17 protein-coding genes are annotated in these 18,924 nt (G+C 69.9%); 13 read left to right on the top strand and 4 right to left on the bottom strand.

Annotated features, from left to right (window positions below; all coding sequences use genetic code 11):
- The first annotated feature begins 15 nt into the window (after positions 1–15).
- Entirely contained in the window at positions 16–564 is a 549-nt protein-coding gene (locus tag G5T42_RS09050; RefSeq protein WP_165127848.1) for a YbaK/EbsC family protein, read from the top strand.
- Here the strand turns inward: G5T42_RS09050 and G5T42_RS09045 are convergent.
- From G5T42_RS09045 to G5T42_RS09035, 3 genes are all read right to left on the bottom strand, one after another.
- A complete protein-coding gene (locus G5T42_RS09045) occupies positions 561–1,919 on the bottom strand; it encodes an aminotransferase class V-fold PLP-dependent enzyme (protein ID WP_165130166.1) in 1,359 nt (452 codons plus the stop codon). The two genes, G5T42_RS09050 and G5T42_RS09045, sit on opposite strands and share 4 nt — an antisense overlap.
- A 219-nt stretch (positions 1,920–2,138) precedes the next feature.
- Entirely contained in the window at positions 2,139–3,389 is a 1,251-nt protein-coding gene (locus tag G5T42_RS09040; protein ID WP_165127846.1) for a D-arabinono-1,4-lactone oxidase, read from the bottom strand.
- Positions 3,390–3,459: 70 nt separating this feature from the next.
- Positions 3,460–4,197 carry a FadR/GntR family transcriptional regulator gene (locus G5T42_RS09035; RefSeq protein WP_165127844.1) on the bottom strand — a complete coding sequence of 246 codons (738 nt, stop codon included), beginning with the start codon at positions 4,195–4,197 and terminating at the stop codon, positions 3,460–3,462.
- A gap of 112 nt (positions 4,198–4,309) precedes the next feature.
- Between G5T42_RS09035 and G5T42_RS09030 the strand changes: the two genes are divergently transcribed.
- The 9 genes from G5T42_RS09030 to G5T42_RS08990 all read left to right on the top strand — a co-directional run bounded on the left by G5T42_RS09030 (position 4,310) and on the right by G5T42_RS08990 (position 14,366).
- Positions 4,310–5,719, top strand: a complete 1,410-nt coding sequence (locus G5T42_RS09030) for an MFS transporter (RefSeq protein WP_165127842.1) — start codon at positions 4,310–4,312, stop codon at positions 5,717–5,719.
- Positions 5,716–7,470, top strand: a complete 1,755-nt coding sequence (locus G5T42_RS09025; RefSeq protein ID WP_165127840.1) for a dihydroxyacetone kinase family protein — start codon at positions 5,716–5,718, stop codon at positions 7,468–7,470. Before G5T42_RS09030 ends, G5T42_RS09025 begins: the two co-directional genes overlap by 4 nt.
- A gap of 1 nt (position 7,471) precedes the next feature.
- On the top strand, positions 7,472–7,942 hold the full coding sequence (locus G5T42_RS09020; protein ID WP_165127838.1) for a ribose-5-phosphate isomerase: 471 nt from the start codon (positions 7,472–7,474) through the stop codon (positions 7,940–7,942).
- Positions 7,943–7,982: 40 nt separating this feature from the next.
- Positions 7,983–8,747, top strand: coding sequence for a triose-phosphate isomerase family protein (locus G5T42_RS09015; protein WP_165127836.1), 765 nt, complete (start codon positions 7,983–7,985; stop codon positions 8,745–8,747).
- Positions 8,744–9,538: a TIM barrel protein gene (locus G5T42_RS09010; RefSeq protein ID WP_165127834.1), complete on the top strand. Its 795-nt coding sequence runs from the start codon at positions 8,744–8,746 to the stop codon at positions 9,536–9,538. Before G5T42_RS09015 ends, G5T42_RS09010 begins: the two co-directional genes overlap by 4 nt.
- On the top strand, positions 9,535–10,443 hold the full coding sequence (locus G5T42_RS09005; protein ID WP_165127832.1) for a phosphogluconate dehydrogenase C-terminal domain-containing protein: 909 nt from the start codon (positions 9,535–9,537) through the stop codon (positions 10,441–10,443). The genes G5T42_RS09010 and G5T42_RS09005 overlap by 4 nt, the downstream gene beginning before the upstream one ends.
- A gap of 35 nt (positions 10,444–10,478) precedes the next feature.
- Positions 10,479–11,258, top strand: coding sequence for an SDR family NAD(P)-dependent oxidoreductase (locus tag G5T42_RS09000; protein WP_165127830.1), 780 nt, complete (start codon positions 10,479–10,481; stop codon positions 11,256–11,258).
- Position 11,259: 1 nt separating this feature from the next.
- Positions 11,260–13,017 carry a hypothetical protein gene (locus G5T42_RS08995; RefSeq protein ID WP_206535604.1) on the top strand — a complete coding sequence of 586 codons (1,758 nt, stop codon included), beginning with the start codon at positions 11,260–11,262 and terminating at the stop codon, positions 13,015–13,017.
- An 83-nt stretch (positions 13,018–13,100) separates the two neighbouring features.
- Entirely contained in the window at positions 13,101–14,366 is a 1,266-nt protein-coding gene (locus G5T42_RS08990; protein WP_165127828.1) for a trehalase family glycosidase, read from the top strand.
- Positions 14,367–14,407: 41 nt separating this feature from the next.
- On the opposite strand, the gene G5T42_RS08985 is transcribed toward G5T42_RS08990, so the two are convergent.
- Positions 14,408–15,424: a substrate-binding domain-containing protein gene (locus G5T42_RS08985; protein WP_165127826.1), complete on the bottom strand. Its 1,017-nt coding sequence runs from the start codon at positions 15,422–15,424 to the stop codon at positions 14,408–14,410.
- 245 nt (positions 15,425–15,669) lie between these two features.
- On the opposite strand from G5T42_RS08985, the gene G5T42_RS08980 reads away from it, so the two are divergent.
- The 3 genes from G5T42_RS08980 (at position 15,670) to G5T42_RS08970 (ending at position 18,886) form a co-directional block, all read left to right on the top strand.
- A complete protein-coding gene (locus tag G5T42_RS08980) occupies positions 15,670–16,986 on the top strand; it encodes an extracellular solute-binding protein (protein ID WP_241245756.1) in 1,317 nt (438 codons plus the stop codon).
- Positions 16,987–17,078: 92 nt separating this feature from the next.
- Positions 17,079–17,960 carry a sugar ABC transporter permease gene (locus tag G5T42_RS08975; protein WP_165127822.1) on the top strand — a complete coding sequence of 294 codons (882 nt, stop codon included), beginning with the start codon at positions 17,079–17,081 and terminating at the stop codon, positions 17,958–17,960.
- Positions 17,961–17,971: 11 nt separating this feature from the next.
- Positions 17,972–18,886: a carbohydrate ABC transporter permease gene (locus tag G5T42_RS08970; protein WP_165127820.1), complete on the top strand. Its 915-nt coding sequence runs from the start codon at positions 17,972–17,974 to the stop codon at positions 18,884–18,886.
- The last annotated feature ends 38 nt before the right edge of the window (positions 18,887–18,924 follow it).

Genomic DNA, 18,924 nt, shown 5'->3' with positions numbered 1-18,924 from the left:
CCGTAGCGTCGGAGGGTGCCGTCGCTCGAGTTCTCCCCAGCCCTCGACCGCCCCGAGCTGCTCGCCGGACCCGTCCGTGCGGGACTCGAGGACCTCGACCCGGCCCTCGCAGCCGAGGTGCGCGTGACGCCGATCGACGCGTCGCTCGCCGACACGGCGGCCTTCTGCGAGGCGTACGGCGTCGGCATGGACGAGGGCGCGAACTGCATCGTGGTCGTCGGCACGCGCGGCGACGTCACGACGTATGCCGCGTGCCTCGTGCTCGGGACGACGCGGGCCGACGTCAACGGGGTCGTGCGCAAGTTCCTCGGCGCCCGCCGCGCGGGCTTCGCTCCGATGGACGACGCGGTCGCCCGCACCGGCATGGAGTACGGCGGCATCACGCCGATCGGCCTCCCCGAGGACTGGGCGATCCTCGTCGACTCCCGCGTCGCCGCTCTTCCGTCGGCGATCGTGGGCGCCGGCATCCGCGGTGCGAAGCTCTCGGTCCCCGGCCGCGTGCTCGCCTCCCTGCCCGGGGCTCAGGTGCTCGAGGGCCTCGCCCGCGAGGCGCCCAACGACTAGGCCAGGGTGTCGAGGATGCCGACGAGCAGGTCGTACGTCGTCAGCGGGCTGATGATCGCGAAGCGCAGCACGGGCTCGCCGGCGTGCGAGCTCGGCACGACGAACGCCGTCTGCTCGTCGAGAAGCCGATCCGACCACGCCTGGTAGTCGGCGAGCGTCCATCCCTCGCGACGGAACACGACGACCGAGAGCTGCGGGTCGCGCACCAGAGAGAGGCCGTCACGCGTCTCGATCTCGTCGGCGATCCGGCGCGCCAGGTCGATGCCGTACTCGATCGCGGAGCGGTACTCATCGGTCCCGTAGGTCGCGAGCGAGTACCAGAGCGGCAGTCCGCGCGCCCGGCGCGTGAGCTGCACCCCGAGGTCCGACGGGTTCCAGTCGGCGGTGTCGGTCAGCGTGTCGAGATACTCGGCCTTCTGCGTGTGCGCGAGCAGCGCCTGCGACGGGTCGCGGTAGATGAGCGCGCAGGCGTCGAACGGCGCGAAGAGCCACTTGTGCGGGTCGACGATGACCGAGTCTGCGCGTTCCACCCCGGCGAAAGCGGGCCGCATCCGCTCCACGAGCATCGCGGCGAGGCCGTACGCGCCGTCGATGTGCAGCCAGATCCCACGCTCCTTCGTCACCTCGGCGACCGAGGCGATGTCGTCGACGATCCCGAAGTTCGTCGTCCCGCCGGTCGCGACGACGGCGAACACCGCCTCGCCGTAGGCGTCCAGCATCCGCTCGACCGACTCGCCGTGCAGCCGACCGTCGGCGTCGACGGCGGCCTTCACGACGTCGACGTCCATCACGGCGGCCGCCGACGCGATCGAGGAGTGCGCCTCGGCGCTGCAGACGACGACCCACCGGCCGGGATCCGGGCGTCCGGCCTCGGCGTTGCGCCGGCGCGCGGAATCCCGAGCCGCGACGAGCGCCGAGAGGTTGCCGATCGTGCCGCCCTGCACGAAGACGCCACCCGACCCGGCCGGCATCCCGAACTCCGATGCCAGCCAGTGCAGCACCTCGTTCTCGGCGAAGACGGCGCCGGATCCCTCGAGCCACGATCCGCCGTAGATGGCGGATGCCGACACGATGAGGTCGAACGCGATTGCGGCCTTCGTCGGAGCCGACGGGATGAATGACAGGTATCCCGGATGATCCGTCGAGACGCAGGCCGGCGCGAGCACATTCTCGAACAGCGCCGTGGCGCGGCGAGCGCCGATGCCCTCGGCGGTGATCGATCCCGAGGCGAGGCGCGAGAGGTCGCGCGGCGTCAGCGGCTTGTCGAGCGGCACGTCCTGGTAGAGAGCCCGGCGGCGGGCGTAGTCCAGCACGACGTCGACGGTCGCGCGCGTCTCGTCCGAGATGGCGTGCATGCGTTCGGGCGTAGGGGCGTCGGTCACAGGATCCTCCCGAGGTCGACTCCCATTGTCGTGCCCCGCGATCTCCGTGCCACAATCGCGACGCCATTCGCCGCGTCGAGAACATACGATCTCGCCGAGTGCACACGTCAGCGCCGTCGCGGACGTGTGCTCTCGACGATTAAGTACGCTCTCGACGCGGGCGGCGGGCGGCAGGGTGCGGGACGCGCGAGCTCAGCGCGGCTCGCGCAGCCCCACGCGCTGCAGATGCGTGTTGACGAAGCGGCCCTCGGGGTCGAGTCGCTCGAACACGGCGCGGGCATCGCCGAGGCGGGGATGCACCCGCTCGATCGCCGCAGCGTCGAATCCGTGCACCTTGCCCCAGTGCGGCCGCGCCGCGAACGGGTGCAGCGCCTCCTCGATCCGCGGCAGCAACGCACCGACCTCGTCGGGGTGGTCGAACCACGTGAAGTGGATGATCACGACGTCCTGCTCGTAGGCGCCGCTCAGCCACAGGTCGTCGCGGGCGGCGGTGCGGATCTCGCTCACCGCGAGATGGGGACGGATGCTGTCGCCCAGGCGTCGCACCGCGTCCAGGGCCGCAGCGCCGTGCTCGCGGGGCACGAAGTACTCGGTCTGGATCTCGTCGCCGAGCGAGGGCTCGCTGTCGAGGCGGAAGTGCGGGAGCCGCAGCATCCACGGTCCCGGGACACCCCCGACCTCTGTGATGTTGTCACCCATGCCGAGCGGCGAGTCCTTGCCCTCGACGCGTCGACCGTCGAGGAGCGTGTCGGGAACCATGTCGTCGTCGGACTCGACGCGCGTCTTGACCCAGACGAACCCGGCGGTGCCCGGCTCCCACTTCGTGAAGAGCGACACGCTGTACCCCGCGCCCGTGAGGGCGGAGAGGTCGGCGAGCGCCGCCTCCCACGTCACGCCGCTGTAGATGTCCTGCCGGGCGCGGAAGGAGGGCTGGATGTCGAGGGTCACCGCCGTCACGATGCCGAAGGCCCCGACGCCCACCGCGAGCGCCGCGAAGTCGGCGTCACCGCGCCGCACTTCGTGCACCTCGCCGTCGGCGCCGACGTACCGGATGCCGCGCACGGCGGTGGTGAGGACCCCGTTGCCGTCGCCCGAGCCATGCGTTCCGGTCGCGGTCGCACCGCCGACCGAGATGTGCGGCAGCGACCCGAGGTTGTGGAGGGCCCAGCCCTGCTCGTCGAGAGCGCTCGCCACGATGCCGTAGCGCGTCCCGGCGGCGACCGTCACGGTGCGCGCGCCGGCATCGAGGTCGAACTCGCCCACGAGCCCCGACACGTCGACGAGCGTGCCGTCGGTGTCGGGGAGGTCGGTGAAGGAGTGCCGGGTGCCGAGGGCGTGCACGCGGCCGCCCTCGCGGACGATGCGCTGCACCTCCTGCTCGGTCGCCGCTTCGACGATGCGCGGGGCGGCGTATTCGTAGGTTCCGGCCCAGTTGCGGGGCATCCGTCCTCCTTCTCCGGCGCGAGCCGGGTTGCCTGCGGGGCTTCGGGTGATGCGGCGATCGGCGCGCGGCTCAGCCCGTCGCGGCGGCGGCGACGCGCGCCGAGGCCGTCGCCATGTGCACGGCCATCGCGGATGCGGCACCGTCCTCGTCGCGCGCCTCGACCGCACGGAAGACGGCGTCGTGCTCGGCGATCGCCGCGAGCGCTTCGGCCTCGTCGTGGACGGCCCGGTCGGCGTAGACGTGGAGCAGCGAGCGCACGACGTGCAGCATGTCGATGAGCATCGCGTTGTCAGCCGTCCGTGCCAGGGCGTCGTGGAAATCGAGGTCGGCCTTCGCGAACGCCTTCAGCGTGCCGACGCTCTGCCGCATGCGATCGAGGCTCGTGCCGAGCGCTTCGAGATCGGATGCCTCGACCCGTGCCGCCGCCAGCCGGGCGACGTAGATCTCGAGGCCCGAGCGCAGCTCGAGCAGCTCGGCGGTGTTGCGCTCGCCGATGAGGAGCCCCCACCGCAGCGTCTGCGGCAGAAGCTCGCTGGCGTTTCCGCGGAGGTACGTGCCCGACCCGGGGCGGACCTGGACGATGCCGAGGATCTCGAGGGCGGCGAGCGCCTCGCGGACGGCGGACCGACCGACCTCGAGGGTCGCAGCGAGCTGACGCTCGGGAGGAAGTCGGGTGCCGGGGGCGATCGATCCGCTCGTGAACAGGTCGAGAAGCCGGCGGGCGACCTCCGAGACCGGGGTGCCCGAGGGCAGCGCGCCCAATGCGGCGGTGATCTCCGCCGATCGGTCGCCGGGGTACGCGGGCATGGTCACAAGCTACACGCTCGGCTGCCGCATCGGTATTGCAATTGGTCAACCGGTTTGCCATACTCTCTTCAACACCTCGTGCAATCGCTGACGATTCGAAGACGGAGTCACCGTGGACCAGACCCTCAACACCGCACAGAGCGACGTCGCGCGCTCGGCGATCCGGAAGGTGGCGTGGCGCCTCGTCCCCTTCGTCGCGCTGATGTTCTTCATCAACTACCTCGACCGCACCGCGATCGGGTTCGCCGCCCCCAACGGCATGAACGAAGACCTCGCGCTCAGCGCCGCTCAGTTCGGCTTCGCCTCCGGGGTCTTCTTCATCGGCTACATCCTGCTCGAGGTGCCGTCCAACCTCGCCCTGCACAAGTTCGGCGCCCGCCGGTGGCTCTCGCGCATCATGGTCAGCTGGGGAATCGTCGCCCTGCTCTTCACCTGGGTGCAGAACTTCGAGCAGCTCGTCTTCCTGCGCTTCCTCCTCGGCGTCGCCGAGGCCGGCTTCTTCCCGGGCGCGATCCTCTTCCTGAGCCTGTGGGTGCCGTCGCAGTACCGCAGCCGCATCCTCATGCTCTTCTACCTCGCCCAGCCCCTCACGACCGTCTTCGGCGCCCCGCTCGCCGGCTGGCTCATCCAGCAGCACGCGGTCTTCTTCGGCCTCGAGGGCTGGCGCTTCATGTTCTTCGGCGTCGCCATCCCGGCGATCATCGTCGGCGTCATCGCGTGGTTCTACCTCAAGGACAAGCCGGCCGACGCCAAGTGGCTCTCGAACGACGAGCAGGTCTGGCTGACCGATGCCCTCGCGAACGAGCGCAAGGCGACCGAAGCGCGCGAGAAGCACGTCTCGGTGCGCTTCGCCTTCAAGTCCGGCCGCGTGTGGGTGCTGTCATTCATCTACTTCGGCTTCATCTACGGCCTGTACGCTCTGGCGTTCTTCCTGCCGACGATCATCGAGGGCTTCCAGGCGCAGACCGGGCAGACGTTCGACACCCTCCAGAAGGGCCTCATCACGGCGATCCCGTATCTCCCGGCGGCCATCATCATGTTCTTCTGGGCACGGGATGCCTCGAAGCGCGGCCTCAAGACGTGGCACATCGCCATCCCGGCTCTCGTCGGCGGCGTCACCATCCCGATCGCCCTCTTCGCAGGCTCGCCCGTCGCGACCATCGCCGTGATCACGGTGACCGCCTCCGCGATCTTCGCCGCGCTGCCGAACTTCTGGACGCTGCCTACGCGCTTCCTCACGGGTGCCGCCGCGGCGGCCGGCGTCGCCCTCATCAACACCATCGGCAACCTCGCCGGGTTCAGCGCCCCGTACATCACCGGCGCCGTCCACGACTGGACCGGCGGCTACGAGGTGCCGATGTTCATCGTCGGATTCTTCATGCTCGTCTCGGCCCTGCTGATGCTGCTCCTCGCCCGCAGCAATCGCATCGCCCCGGTCGATCGGATCGTCGACGAGCAGGCCGGCACGGACGCGCACGTCGAGGTCGCCGAGGCCAAGGCGCAGGAGGCGAACGGCCGATGACCCGCTTGTGGAACGAGCCGTCCGCCTTCGCGGACGAGATGATCGACGGCTTCGTCGCGGCCAACGGCCGCTACGTCCGGCGCGTCCAGGGCGGCGTCGTCCGGTCGACGGTCGCGCCGGAAGGTCAGGTCGCGGTCGTGATCGGCGGCGGCTCGGGCCACTACCCCGCCTTCGGAGGCCTCGTCGGACCGGGCCTCGCGCACGGTGCGGCGATGGGCAACCTCTTCGCCTCGCCGTCGGCACAGCAGGTCTTCGCGGTGGCGAAGGCGGCCGACAACGGCGGCGGGGTCTTCTTCAGCTACGGCAACTACGCCGGCGACGTCCTGAACTTCGACGCGGCGCAGGACCGGCTCCGGGCCGAGGGCGTCGCGTGCGAGACCGTCACGGTGACCGACGACATCGTCAGCGCGAATCCCGACGAGAAGCACAAGCGCCGCGGCATCGCGGGCGACCTCACGGTCTTCCGCGCGGCCGCCGCCGCAGCCGACCGCGGCTACGACCTCGCCGAGGTCACGCGCGTCGGCCGACTCGCCAACGACCGCACCCGGTCGTTCGGCGTGGCATTCACCGGGTGCACCCTCCCCGGCGCGGAGCAGCCCCTGTTCAGCGTGCCCGAGGGGCGCATGGCGGTCGGCCTCGGCATCCACGGCGAGCCGGGCGTCGACGAGACCGACATCCCGACGGCCGACGGCCTCGCGGAGCTTCTCGTCGGACGGCTCCTCGACGAAGTGCCCGAGGGCGTCGAAACCGCGGGCGCGCGCGTCGTGCCGATCCTCAACGGCCTCGGATCGCTCAAGTACGAAGAGCTCTTCGTCGTGTACCGACGGGTCGCCCAGCTCCTCGCCGACGCCGGCATCGACATCGCCGACCCGCACGTGGGCGAGTACTGCACGAGCTTCGACATGGCGGGCGTCTCGCTCACGCTGTTCTGGCTCGACGACGAGCTCGCCGACCTCTGGGAGACCCCCGTCGACACGCCGGCCTACCGCCGCGGCTCCGTCGCTCCTCAGGAGCGCCGGAGCGACGCCGAGGCCGCGTCCGACGCGGAGGAGGCCGTCCCGCCGGCCGACGACGCATCGCGCGTCGCCGCGCAGACCGTGGTCGCGGCGCTCGAGACGGTCGTCGCGACCATCGACACCCACGTCGACGAGCTCGGCCGGATCGACGCCATCGCCGGTGACGGCGACCACGGCATCGGCATGCAGCGCGGGTCGCACGCGGCGCTCGATGCCGGCCGGGCCGCCGCCGAGGCGGGGGCAGGCGCCGGCACGACGCTCGCCCGCGCCGCCGACGCCTGGTCGGACCGGGCCGGGGGCACGTCGGGTGCGCTCTGGGGCGTCATCCTGTCGTCCCTCGCCGGCGCTCTCGGCGACGAGGGCCGTCCCTCGCGCACGGCCGTCGCGTCCGGCGTGGCCGGGGGCCGGGCCGCCGTCATGGCGTACGGCAAGGCCGAGGTCGGCGACAAGACCATGGTCGACGCGCTCGTCCCCTTCAGCAGCGAGCTGTCGCAGCAGATCGACGCGGGCGCACGCCTCGTCGACGCCTGGCGTGTCGCCGCGGACGCCGCGACCCGCGCCGCCGGTGCGACCGCCGACCTCCTCCCCCGCATGGGCCGGGCACGCACGCACGGACAGAACAGCGTCGGGACGCCCGATCCGGGCGCCTTCTCGCTCGCCCTCATCGTGACGGCGGTCGGCGACGTGCTCGCTGCCGCGGCCGCCGACCTCGACCAGCCCCTCGAAAGGAACTGACATGGCTGAGCCCCTCCGCATCGTCGTCGGAAGCGACGACGCCGGCTTCGACTACAAAGAGGCCCTCAAGAAGGACCTCGAGCAGAGCGACGGCGTCGCGTCGGTGATCGACGTCGGCGTGGACTCCGACGGGCACACGGCGTACCCGAAGGTCGCCATCGCCGCTGCCGAGCTCGTCGCCAAGGGCGAGGCCGACCGTGCCCTGCTCGTCTGCGGCACGGGCCTCGGCGTCGCCATCTCGGCGAACAAGGTCGCCGGCATCCGCGCCGTCACGGCGCACGACAGCTTCTCGGTCGAGCGCAGCGTGCTCTCGAACGACGCGCAGGTCCTGACGCTCGGTCAGCGCGTCATCGGTCTCGAGCTCGCCCGCCGCCTCGTGCGCGAGTGGCTCACCTACCGCTTCGACCCCACCTCGGCCTCGGCCGAGAAGGTCGCCGTCATCGACCAGTACGAGACGACCGGACAGTGCTGACCGCAGACCAGACAGTGCTGACCGTGGGAGGAGAGGGCTGATGCCTCGCGCCGTGGTGGGCGTGAGCCTGAAGATGTACTTCGGGCATCATCAGGCGATCGACTGGTGCGCGCGCGTCGCCGACCGCGTGCGCACCCACCCGGCCGTGGCATCCGGAGACGTCGCCCTCTTCGTCATCCCCACCTATCTCGGCATCCTCCCCGCCCTCGACGCGTTCGTCGGCACCCGCGTGCTCATCGGAGCGCAGGACGTCGCAGCCCACGAACCCGGCGCGTACACCGGCGAGGTGAGCGCCGCCGAGCTCGCCGAGGCGGGCGTCCGCGTCGCCGAAGTCGGTCACGCCGAACGTCGCCGCCTCTTCGGCGAGACCGACGAGGTGGTCGCCGCCAAGACCGCCGCCGCCCTCCGCCACGGCATCACTCCCGTGCTCTGCGTGGGCGAGACCGAGCGTCAGGAGGCGACGGATGCCTCGGCCGCCACGATCGCGCAGTTCCACGCCGATCTCGCCGGGGCGCCGGCAGGACCCGTCATCGTGGCGTACGAGCCCGTCTGGGCGATCGGTACCCCCGAGCCGGCCCCCGTCGCGCACATCGTGACGGTCGCCCGCGCCCTGCGCGAGGCGCTCCTCGCGATGCCCGATCGTGCGGGCAGCGCCGTCATCTACGGCGGCTCGGCCGGCCCCGGTCTGCTGACCGAGCTGGGCGACGCCGTCGACGGCCTCTTCCTGGGCCGCTTCGCCCACGACATCGACAACCTCGCGGCCGTCCTCGACGAGGCCGCCGCCCACGCGGGGGCAGCCGCATGATCGGGCTCGGCACCTACGCCTTCTTCTGGCAGCACTCCGAGCGTGCGCCGGAGCCGCTGAGCCTGCGCGGCGCGTTCGAGGCCACCCGCGAGCTCGACGTCGATCTCTTCCAGATCTGCGACTACGCGCCCCTCGATGGAATGTCCGACGCCGAGCTCACGGACGCCGCCGCAGCCGCCCGCGACCTGGGCCTCACGATCCAGCTCGGCACCAAGGGCGTCGAGCCCGACCACCTGGCGCGCTACCTCCGCCTCGCAGAGGCGTTCGATGCGCGCCTCGTCCGCAGCATGCTCTACGGCCCCGACTCGCGACCGACGCTCGCCGAGGCATCCGTCTGGCTCCGCGAAGCGCTCCCCGCCTATGAGGCCGCCGGCGTCACGCTCGCCCTTGAGACGTACGAGCAGGTCGGAACGGCCGATCTCGTGGCCCTCGTGGAGTCGTTCGGCAGCCCGCAGCTCGGCGTCTGCCTCGACCCGGCGAACGTCGTCGCCCGGCTCGAGCTCCCGCGCGCGTGCGTCGAGCTCACCGCCGACGTCGTCGCGAACGTGCATGTGAAGGACTTCGCCTTCGACCGGCAGGCCGGCTGGGTCGGCTTCACCTACAGCGGCGCCCGCATGGGCGACGGCCTGCACGACTACCCGCACCTTCTCGAGACCGTCCGCCCGCGCGAGCGCGGCATCGACGAGATCGTCGAGCACTGGCTGCCCTGGCAGGGCGACCCCGACACCACCATCCGAACCGAGCGGGACTGGACCCGCGCCACCGTCGACTACCTGAGGAGCACATCATGAGCACCACCACCGACCCCTCGACGAGCTCGGGGACCGCCGAGCCGAACAGCGCGACCGGCCCGTACAAGATCGCCGTCCTCGGCGCGGGCGGGAAGATGGGCATGCGCGTGTCCAACAACCTCGTCAAGACCGACCACACCGTCTGGTACGTCGAGAACTCCCCCGCGGGTCAGCAGCGCACCCGCGAAGCCGGCCGAGAGCTGACGGATGCCTCGACCGCCGTCGCCGACGCCGACATCGTCGTGCTCGCCGTCCCGGACCTCGCGCTGGGCCCCGTCACCGCCGACCTCGTGCCCCAGCTCAAGTCCGGCGCGATCGTGCTCACGCTCGACCCGGCCGCGGCTTACGCAGGCCTCCTGACGACGCGCGACGACGTCGTCCAGGCGGTCGCGCACCCGTGCCACCCCTCGGTGTTCCTGGAGCGCACCTCGAAGGAGGAGTGGGCCGACACGTTCGGCGGGATCGCGGCGCCCCAGGACGCCATCGCGGCCGTCGAGAGCGACGACCCCGCGCACAAGGCCATCGTCGAGGCCACGGTCCGCGCGATCTACGCCCCCGTCATCGACGTGCACTTCGTCACCGTCAAGCAGCTCGCTCAGCTCGAGCCCACCCTCGTCGAGACCGTCGCGTGCATGATCGGCGCCCTGCTCAACGAGGCGCTCGACGAGGCGATCAACACGATGGGAGTCCCCGAGGCGGCGGCCCGCAGCATCCTGTACGGCCACACCCAGGTCGCCCTCGCCAACGGCCTGCGCGGCGACAACCCGTTCAGCGACGCGTGCCTCATCGCGATGGACTACGGTCGCGAGAGCATCATCAAGGACGACTGGAAGAAGATCTTCCGCGACGACGAGCTCGACAAGAACCTCGCGCGGATGCTCCACCTCGACCACATCGAGCGGTGACTCCGCGAGAGCGGACTCGGGAAAGGCACTCGACCATGGGACAGCTGGAAGGCAAGACCGCGCTCATCACGGGCGGGGCGCTCGGCATCGGCCTCGCTGTGGCGCAGCGATTCGCCCGCGAGGGCGCACGTGTCGTGCTCGCCGACCGCAACGGCGAAGGCGCGGCGCATGCGGCGGCTGAGATCGGCGATAACGCCCGTGCAGTGACGATGGACATCTCGGACGAGGAGGCGGTCGCCGCGGCCTTCGCCGAGGTCGAGGCCGACGGCTGGGCGCCCGACGTCGTGGTCGCGAACGCCGGCGTGCAGCTCTTCGGCCAGGACGCACAGGCGGCCGACCTCGACCTCGACGTCTGGCGACGCACGATCGACATCAACCTGACCGGGACGTTCCTGACCGTCAAGCACGCGGTGCGCTCGATGCTCCGCAGTGCCGATCAGCAGGCTTCGCGCTGGGGCGGCGGGTCCATCATCCTGACGGGCAGCCCCACGGGGGTCAACGGCGAGGGCAAGGACTTCACCGCCTACAGCGCCTCGAAGGCCGGCATCCACGGCCTCGGCCGCACGGTGGCCGCCGCCTACGCGTCGAGGGGCATCCGCGTCAACACGGTCCAGCCCGCCTACACCGAGACCCCGCTCGTCGCCGCGATCAGCGAAGACCCGGAGTCGCGCGCAGCGATCATCAGCCGCATCCCGATCGGTCGCGCGGGGACCCCCGACGATGTCGCCGGCATCATGGTGTACCTCGCCAGCGACGACGGCTCGTTCGCGACCGGAGGGCTGTTCCAGGTCGACGGCGGCATGACCTCGCTCTGAGATGACCGACGCCTGGCATGACTCGCACGGCCCGTCCCGCTTCTGGGTGGGCGGCCGCTGGGCGCTCGAGCTCCGCGACGACGAGATCGCCGACCTGACGTTCGACGGGCGGCGCGTGCTCCGCAGCGTCCGGGCCGTCGTCCGGGACCGCGACTGGAACACGGCGACCTGGGTCGTCGAGCAGATCGACGAGACCTCCTCCAGCCTCGAGCTGCTCGTCCACTCCAAGGGGTACGGCGCCGAGCTGCGCGGGACGGTCCGCGTCGACGCCGCCGACGACCTCCTCGTCGTGAGCTTCGACGCCGTCTCGACGACGGCCTTCGACACGAACCGGACGGGACTGGTGGTGCTGCATCCGCCGCAGCTCGCCGGCTCGCCGCTCGCCGTGACGCACAGCGACGGGTCGGTCGAGGCATCCGGCTTCCCGACCGACATCAGCCCCGACCAGCCGGCGTACGACATCGCGGGCCTGGAATGGGCCGACGACGGTCTCGAGATCGACGTGCGCTTCACGGGCGACGTCTTCGAGATGGAGGACCAGCGCAACTGGACGGATGCCTCGTACAAGACCTACTCCCGGCCGCTCTCGCTGCCCTTCCCGTATGCGCTCGCAGCGGGCGATCACGTGCGCCAGTCGATCGCGGTGCGCGTCACGCCGCGAGCCGCCGCCTCGATCCCTCCCGATCCCGACCGGATCGAGCTGACGGATGCCGGGGCCGCCTTCCCCGCGGTCGTCGTCGGCGCCTCCTCGGCGCCCGATCCGGCGCCGGTCCTCTCCCCCGTCGCCCCGACCCTGCTGGTCGAGATCGACCTCTCCGCGCCGAGCAGGCACGCGGCTCTCGCCCGCGCTGCCGCATCCGCTCGCCCGCTGGACGTGCGGCTCGTCGTGGACCCCGCGAATCCGGCGACCATCGAAGAGTTCGTCACCCGGCTCGTGGGGCTCCCCGTCGTGCGGATCGGGGCGTTCGACCCTCTCACCCATGTCACAGACGAGGATGCCGCCGCCGCCGTCCGCGCGGCGCTCGCCGCAGCCGGCATCGAGGTGCCGGTCGTCGGAGGCGCGCGCTCGCACTTCACCGAGCTGAGCCGGGAGCAGGGGCGCATCGCGCACGGCCTCGACGGCGTCGTCTTCAGCAGCACCCCCCTCTTCCACAGCCTTACGACCGAACAGCTCGTCGAAGCGCTCGGGATGCAGCGGCTCGTCGCCGAGCAGGCCGTCCGCCTCGCGGCCGGCGCCCCGGTGCATGTCGGCCCGGTCACCCTCCGACCGCGGTTCAACGACGTCGCGACCGTCCCGCCACCGGTGCCTGCCGATACCGACCTCACCCGCGGCTACGGTCCGCAGTCCGCCGACGCGGACGACGAGCGGCAGGATGCCCCGCAGCTCGCGGCGTGGACCATCGCGAGCGCCGCCGCACTCGCCGTCCCGGGCGTGTCGAGCATCGCGTGGTTCGAGGAATGGGGCCCGCGGGGCGCCGTCCGCGCCGACGGCTCCGACCGCCCGGTGGCCGCCGCGCTGCGCGGCCTCGCCGGCCTCGCCGGTTCGCGCCTCCTCTCCTCGACGAGCCCCGACGGCTCCGTCTGGGCGATCGGGGCCGAAGGGGCGGACGGTCGCACCGTGCTCGTCGCGAACCTCGACGTCGCGACGCGAGAGCTCACGATCGTCGTGGACGATGCCGAGGTCGCGGCATCCGTCCCCGCCGAGAGCTGGCTCGCGATCGCCAGCCGACCCGCGGACACGTCCATACCCGGTCCCTGAGCTTGTCGAAGGGTCGAACCGAAGTCGCCGGAGGCGGCGCGCGCGACCCCTCGACCTCGCGGACCACGAGAGCAGGAGCAACGATGCACGAACGCTGGGCCCGTCTTCTCGAGTCCTACATCCACGAGAGCGCCGAGCAGATGACGCGCGAGCCGGAGGGGCAGCTGAAGCATCCCTACACGGTGCCGAGCAGCCCCGGCTCGCCCTACTACTCGAGCGCCCTGTGGGACTGGGACTCGTGGACGATCAGCATCGCGCTGGCGCAGGTCGAAGCCGACACCGGTCAGCAGGGCCGGTTCTTCGAGTACGAGCGCGGCAGCATCCTCAACTTCCTCGATCACACGGACGACGACGGGGTCGTGCCGATCCAGCTGACGCCGACGGGCTCGCTCACCCACGGCGAGGCGGGCCGCGGGGGCGGCTTCTCGCAGAACATGCACAAGCCGGTCCTCGCCCAGCACGCCGCCCTGCTCGCGCAGCGGCGCGGCGACGTCGAGTGGGTGAAACCGCAGCTGGCGACGATCGGCGCGTTCCTCGATCGCTATCTCGAGAGCCACGTGCACGCCGAGACCGGCCTCGCGTACTGGCAGACCGACTTCGCCGTCGGCGTCGACAACGATCCGTCGGTGTACTACCGCCCCGACAGGAGCACGGCCGCGATCTACCTCAACAGCCTCCTCTACCGCGAGCTGCTTGCCTACGGCTACCTGCTCGAGCTGTCGGGCGACGCACCCGCCGCCAACGCGGCGCGCGGCAGGGCCCAGGATCTCGTCGACGCGCTCAACCGCCACGCATGGGACGAGCGGGACGGCACGTTCTACAGCGTCGACCTCGGCCTGCGCGCGATCGACCCCGAGGACTGGCTGCATCGCGGCGCCCCGCGGCGGTGGAGCTCCCTCCCCCTCCGCATCGACAACTGGTCGAGCTTCCTGCCGCTGTGGGCGGGCTTCGCCACGCAGGAGCAGGCGGATCGCATGGTCGAGCGCCACCGCGACGAGCGCACCTTCTCGGCGAACTACGGCATCCGCACCCTGTCGCGCCTCGAGAAGATGTACGACCTGCGCGCCTCGAACAATCCGTCCAACTGGCTCGGACCGATCTGGGGCATCAGCAACTACCTCGTCTTCCGGGGCCTCGTGAAGTACGGATACTCGGATGACGCGGCCGCCCTCGCGGAGAAGACCGTGCGCCTGTTCGGCCAGGACCTCGAGACGAACGGGTCGCTCCACGAGTACTACCACCCGGACAGCGGGGAGCCGATCATCACGCACGGCTTCCAGAACTGGAACTTCCTCGTGCTGAACATGATCGCGCACCTCGAGGGCCGCAGGACCGTGAGCGAGTTCTGACCGGGCGGCGATCGGCGGGCAGGCTCGGCCCGACGCCGTGTCTATCGGCCGCCGAACCCGCGCGTACTCGCGCGGACGACGAGGTCCGGAGCGAAGACGCGGTGCGGATCGTCGATCGCGCGACGTTCGATGACATCGAACAGCAGGTCGACCACCGCGGTGCCGTAGCCGTCGTGCCGGCCCCGCACGCTCGTCAGCGGGATGAGCGAGCCCTCGGCGAAGGCCGTGTCGTCGTAGCCGATGATCGCGGCATCCTCGGGAACCCGCACTCCCCCGAGCACGAGGACCTGCATGATGCCGAGCGCCAGAAGGTCGTTGACGGCGAAGATGCCGTCGGGCCGCATCTCGGGCGGCCGGGCCATGAGGGCGGCTCCCACCGAGAGCCCGCCGCGGACGCTGCGGTCGGTCTCGTCGATGAACTCCAGGGTCGCGCCGCCCGACTCCCGCACCACCTCGCTGAGCCCCGCGAAGCGGTCGGCGATCTGCGGCAGGCTCAGCGGTCCGCCGACGACGGCGAGGCGGCGGCATCCGATCTCGAGAAGATGACGGCCCGCCTGGCGACCGCCCGACACATCGTCGATCGACACGGAGGGCTGCTCGGACGACACGGCGCGCTGACCCACGAGAACCGATGGGGTTCCCCGTCGACGCACGCTCGCGAGGCGGTCCTCGATGGGACCGTCGGACGACACGAGGAGCCCCAGCACCTGGTGCTGCTCGAAGACGGCGAGGTAGTCGTCCTCGCGCTCGCGGCTGCGGTGCGAGTTGGCGAGGAACACGGTGACGCCGCGCTCGGTCGCGCGCCGCTCCACGCTCTCGGCGATCTCGGAGACGTAGGGGTTGCTGACGTTCGGCGAGATGTAGCCGATGACGCTGCTGACGCCGAGCCGCAGCTGCCGGCCGGCGTTGCTCGGGACGAACCCGATCTGATCGATCGCCTCCTGGATGCGCAGCGCCTTGTCGGCCGAGACGCGGTCCGGGTGGTTGAGGTAGTTCGACACGGTGCCCACCGCCACGCCGGCGACCTCGGCCACCCCACGGATGCCGGTCTTGGCCATTGGACTGCCCCTTCTCCATCGGTCGGCCCCAGCGCCCACAGATTGAACAGCACTGTAGCGGAGCCGCCGTTGCACGCACACGTCGACTCGGAACGTTTCAACGAGGTTCGCCCACCGGCGCCGCCTGCAACAGCCTCGTTATCGCATTGTGACGTTTCAAATCTGCTTGACAGAGAACCGCAATGCATCTTACGATCCTTTTGAAACGTCTCAAAGGAGATGCTCCCACTTTTCAAGGAGGAAATGTGTTCACAGCAGAACGACGGCGTCTGCGGAAGCCGCTCATCGGTGCAGCGGCTCTGCTGGGCGCCAGCGCGCTCATCCTCGCCGGCTGCTCGGGCGGGGGCGATTCCGGCGGCACGGAGGACGTCAAGAGCCTCGAGTTCCTGAAGAACGCCGAGAACACCACGACCGAGCCCGTCCTCCAGGCACTCGCCGACAACGAGTGCACCGACGAGAACAAGGCTCTGCCCCTCGAGGTGAACTCCATCCCGCAGGCTGACCTCGATGCGCAGGTCCAGCTGCTCGCGACGCAGGACGGCCTGCCTGCCATGTTCTCCGCCGGCGGGAACCCGGCTGAGGGAGCGAAGCTCGCCGACAACAACTACCTCGTCGACTTCGACAAGGCTCTCACCGAGCTCGGCGTCCGCGACAAGATCGCCGAGGGCGCGGTCTCGACCATCGAGAAGCTGTACGGCGGCAAGTTCACGTTCCTGCCGTTCCAGTACAACATCGAGGGCATCTTCTACAACAAGCAGGTCTTCGAGGAGAACGGCTGGGAGGTCCCCGAGACGTGGGACGACCTCCTGACGATCGCCGATGAGGCGAAGGCCGCCGGCCTCACGCCGTTCGCGGCATCCGGCGAGCAGGGCTGGCCCCTCACGCGTCTCGTGAGCGGCTACCTGTTCCGCACGCTCGGGGCGGATGCGCTGCAGAAGGTCGCCGACGGCGACGCCAAGCTGACCGACCCGGAGTACGTCGAGGCGGCGGCCGCGATCGCGGACCTCGGCGCCAAGGGCTACTTCGGCGACAACGTCGCCTCGCTCGACTACGACGCCGCCTCGAACGAGTTCCTCACGGGCAAGGCCGCCATGATCTACATGGGCAGCTGGCTGCTGGGGAACATCAACGGCGACGGCAACCAGATCGGCGCCGACAACGTCGGGTTCTTCAAGTTCCCCTCCGTCGACGGCGGCAAGGGGTCGATCGACGAGTACCCCTCGAATGTCGGTCTCCCCGCGACCTTCAACGCCAAGACCTACTCCAAGGACAACGGCGTCGGCGACTGGCTGAAGTGCATCGCGACCAACTACGGGAACGAGGCGCTCAAGCAGGGCCAGATCACCGGCTTCATCGCCGACGAGGACGTGGAGCTCCCCGCCATCTCGCAGACCATCGCCGACGAGATCTCGTCCGCGAAGGACAGCGTGCTGTGGTTCGAGGCGCTCTTCAACGCGAAGGCGAGCAACATCTCGTCGACGAACGCCGCGCTCCTCGTCACGGGCCAGCTCTCGCCCGAGGAGTTCATGAAGCTCGTCCAGGACGCCCTCGACCAGGGCTGATCCTCGCGCCCCGGCGCGTCTGGTCTCAGGCGCGCCGGGGCGTCATCCTGTCACAGACGCCACCGCTCACGCTCTCCCGAAAGTTGCCGCACATGAAGTCCGTACTGGGCGATCGCAAGGCGATCACGCTGCTGCTCACGCCGGCGCTGTTCGTCTACACCCTCATCATCCTGGTGCCCGTGATCTGGTCGTTCGGCCTGACGTTCTTCACGGGAAGCGTGCTCACCGGCTTCGAGTTCACCGGTCTCAAGAACTTCCAGCGGCTATTCAGCGATCCCTACGTGTGGGACGCGTTCTGGTTCACGGTCAAGTACGCGATCCTCATGACACTCCTGCAGGTCGTGCTGGGCTATGGCCTCGCCCTCCTGTATCAGTTCGTGCTGCGCAAGTCGTCGGTGCTGGTGCGCACCTTCGTCTTCTTCCCGGTGGTGCTGCCCACCGTCGCGATCGCGATCCTCTACCAGAAGCTCTTCCAGTCGGCACCGACCGACGGCCTCGTCAATGAGCTGCTCGTCAACGTCGGCCTTCAATCGGTGGACTGGCTCGGCGCCGGCACGACGGCCTTCGTGGTCATCGTCATCATGGACGTCTGGCGCTCGGTCGGCTTCTATGGCGTGCTCATCTTCTCCGGGCTGCTCGACATCCCGGACGACATCGTCGAGTCCGCCCGCATCGACGGGGCGAAGTCGTTCAAGCTCTTCCGGCACATCATCCTGCCGATGTCGCTCCCGATCCTCTTCGCGTCGTTCATCTTCAGCATCAACGGCACGATCAAGGTCTTCGACTCCGTCTTCGCCCTCACCGGCGGCGGCCCCGGCAACTCCACGACCCCGCTCACGCTGTACATGTACCGCACGGCGTTCCAGTACAGCGACTTCGGCTACGGCTCGACGATCGCCCTGCTCCTGACGATCATGTGCCTCGTCGTCACCCTGCTCATCTTCCGCTCGTCGCGTCGCGACAACACCGTCTGAGAGCGCCGACCATGACCACGACACTCGATCCCGAGACGACCGCCGTCCACACGCCGCGCGCCTTCGAGCCGCACACCCGCACGCCGGGCCAGGCCTTCCTCCACGGGCTGCGCCGCATCCCGACCTGGATCACGATCGCGTTCCTGCTGATCGTCACGGTCTATCCGCTGTTCTGGATGGTCATCAACTCGCTGAAGTCCAACGCGGATTTCCTGAGCAACCCGTCCTACGCCTTCCCGCAGGAGTGGCACTGGGAGAACTACGTCATCGCGTGGGAGACGGGGAACCTCGCGACGACGATCTCGAACTCGCTGATCGTCACGATCCCGTCCCTCGTGCTGATCGTCCTCCTGGGAACGGCCGCCGGCTACGCGCTCGAGATCCTCGTGTTCAAGGGCCGCGGGCTGATTCTGCTGGTGTTCCTCGCCGGCATCATGATCCCCGGCCAGATGATCGTGCTCCCGCTGTTCAACGCATTCTTCAAGCTCGGCATCAACAACTCGTACCTCCCGATGATCCTCATCTACACCGCGGCCGGTCTCCCGCTGACGGTGTTCATGATGGCCACGTACTTCCGCGCCATCCCGCGCGAGATCTTCGAGGCGGCGACGATCGACGGAGCATCCATGACCCGTTCGTTCTTCGCGATCGGGTTCCCCATGATGCGCAACGCCGTCATCACGGTCGCCATCGTGCAGTTCTTCCTCATTTGGAACGACCTGCTGATCGCCCTGATCTTCGGCGGCAAGCGCAGCCTCAACACGATCCAGGTCGGCCTGCTGAACTTCTCCGGAGAGTACGGCGCCATCAACTACGGCCCGCTCTTCGCCGCGATCTGCATCACGACCTTCGGCATCCTGATCCTCTACCTGTTCCTCAACCAGCGCATCATGAAGGGCCTGGCGGCCGGCGCGGTCAAGGGATGACGACGGATGCCGCGGCACCGCGCGGAGGCGCCGGCTGA

This window comes from Microbacterium sp. 4R-513 (assembly GCF_011046485.1).
Lineage (GTDB): Bacteria > Actinomycetota > Actinomycetes > Actinomycetales > Microbacteriaceae > Microbacterium.
The sequence above is the reverse complement of the archived record's forward strand: the minus strand, read 5'-3'. Positions and strand labels throughout refer to the sequence as shown.

Excerpts from the sequence above, each read along its gene's own strand:
- G5T42_RS09045 (WP_165130166.1), bottom strand. The coding sequence starts at position 1,919 with ATGCACGCCATCTCGGACGAGACGCGCGCGACCGTCGACGTCGTGCTG.
- G5T42_RS09040 (WP_165127846.1), bottom strand. The coding sequence starts at position 3,389 with ATGCCCCGCAACTGGGCCGGAACCTACGAATACGCCGCCCCGCGCATC.
- G5T42_RS09035 (WP_165127844.1), bottom strand. The coding sequence starts at position 4,197 with ATGCCCGCGTACCCCGGCGACCGATCGGCGGAGATCACCGCCGCATTG.
- G5T42_RS09025 (WP_165127840.1), top strand. The coding sequence starts at position 5,716 with ATGACCCGCTTGTGGAACGAGCCGTCCGCCTTCGCGGACGAGATGATC.
- G5T42_RS09020 (WP_165127838.1), top strand. The coding sequence starts at position 7,472 with ATGGCTGAGCCCCTCCGCATCGTCGTCGGAAGCGACGACGCCGGCTTC.
- G5T42_RS09015 (WP_165127836.1), top strand. The coding sequence starts at position 7,983 with ATGCCTCGCGCCGTGGTGGGCGTGAGCCTGAAGATGTACTTCGGGCAT.
- G5T42_RS09010 (WP_165127834.1), top strand. The coding sequence starts at position 8,744 with ATGATCGGGCTCGGCACCTACGCCTTCTTCTGGCAGCACTCCGAGCGT.
- G5T42_RS09005 (WP_165127832.1), top strand. The coding sequence starts at position 9,535 with ATGAGCACCACCACCGACCCCTCGACGAGCTCGGGGACCGCCGAGCCG.
- G5T42_RS09000 (WP_165127830.1), top strand. The coding sequence starts at position 10,479 with ATGGGACAGCTGGAAGGCAAGACCGCGCTCATCACGGGCGGGGCGCTC.
- G5T42_RS08995 (WP_206535604.1), top strand. The coding sequence starts at position 11,260 with ATGACCGACGCCTGGCATGACTCGCACGGCCCGTCCCGCTTCTGGGTG.
- G5T42_RS08990 (WP_165127828.1), top strand. The coding sequence starts at position 13,101 with ATGCACGAACGCTGGGCCCGTCTTCTCGAGTCCTACATCCACGAGAGC.
- G5T42_RS08985 (WP_165127826.1), bottom strand. The coding sequence starts at position 15,424 with ATGGCCAAGACCGGCATCCGTGGGGTGGCCGAGGTCGCCGGCGTGGCG.
- G5T42_RS08975 (WP_165127822.1), top strand. The coding sequence starts at position 17,079 with ATGAAGTCCGTACTGGGCGATCGCAAGGCGATCACGCTGCTGCTCACG.
- G5T42_RS08970 (WP_165127820.1), top strand. The coding sequence starts at position 17,972 with ATGACCACGACACTCGATCCCGAGACGACCGCCGTCCACACGCCGCGC.